The sequence below is a fragment of the Ruthenibacterium lactatiformans genome, assembly GCF_000949455.1.
Lineage (GTDB): Bacteria > Bacillota > Clostridia > Oscillospirales > Ruminococcaceae > Ruthenibacterium > Ruthenibacterium lactatiformans.
In genome coordinates, this window is the sequence record NZ_JXXK01000099.1 from 1 (window position 1) to 1094 (window position 1094).

The following is a 1094-nucleotide window of genomic DNA, read 5'->3' on the forward strand; positions in this document are numbered from 1 at the left end:
TTACGGTGCTAATTTTGCGCTGGGCAGTTTGGGCGGTGCTGCGCAAGCAACAATAGAAGCTCGTAATCTGCCAGCAAGCGCAATTACGTTTGCACACCGCACCGTTGAGCAATGGTCTATTGGAGTTTGGGGGTCCCACGGTGAGGGCTGGGGTGGAGTATCGTTGGATCAGCAGGGCGGTGGTCTATATGGACAGGCAATATCAATACTGCCTCCGTATCTCGCACAGAATATCATAGTGCGCGCACTATGATGTTTTGACCTATGTACGGATTCATAATGTCCATAGGTTTGGCCGCAGAAGTACGCTTGATTCCGGTTCCTCCATCATAAGTCGGCCAACTCCCGCTGACTGTATCCCAGACGTCGCCTTTAAACCCTCCAAGCCCCGTATATGTACCTCCCGAACTGCCGGAACCAGCCCATCCTACCCATTCATGCCCGTGCGCTGCCACCTCATTTTCTGCTTGTGTATGCGTGGTGCTACCGCCAGTAGCTCGCAGCGCAAAATTAGCACCGTAAGCATGTGGGCCTTACAAAGCCCGCACGATGATGTTTTGTGCAAGATATGGCGGCATATGATTGGCAGCGCTTATAGTATGGTGATGAGGTTCTCCCTCGCCGGATGAATCTGTACTCGCATTAGGTCCATGTTCACTTGAGCCTGCAATGCCGGGCCCAAAATAAGAATCGCCTTGGCTGTTCGGGTTTGTTGCATAGTAGTGCACATGCGGACCATTTTGTGAGCTGGTAAGTCCTGTTCCGCCAGTATTGCCGCCATGATTGTGTGTTACACCGCCTCCCAAATCGCGCAGTGCAAAATTAGCACCGTAAGCATACGGGTCTTACAAAGCCCGCACGATGATGTTTTGCGCAAGATATGGCGGCATATTGTTGTGTGCTTGGCCTGTGCCAAGGGGCTTTGTGTAATCAATCCCCGCGTTGCCAACTCGATACCATTTTTCACCGGCATCGGTGAGCCTCATCGAGGCTTCATTACTTTTTATAGCTTCTGCGCCCAGTTCGATAGAAACATTGGGAAGTTCTGCCTTTGTTAATGTGTGCTCCTCTTCGCCTCCTACAGCCCCGCGCGC

2 protein-coding genes are annotated in these 1094 nt (G+C 52.0%); one reads left to right on the forward strand and one right to left on the reverse strand.

Annotated elements, in window-relative coordinates; all coding sequences use genetic code 11:
- Nucleotides 1-253 (forward strand): hypothetical protein (locus TQ39_RS21515; protein ID WP_207641424.1); only part of this gene is annotated, 253 nt, incomplete at its 5' end.
- A gap of 592 nt (nt 254-845) precedes the next feature.
- Here the strand turns inward: TQ39_RS21515 and TQ39_RS21400 are convergent.
- A partial coding sequence (locus TQ39_RS21400) for a hypothetical protein (protein WP_207641425.1) occupies nt 846-1094 on the reverse strand: 249 nt, incomplete at its 5' end.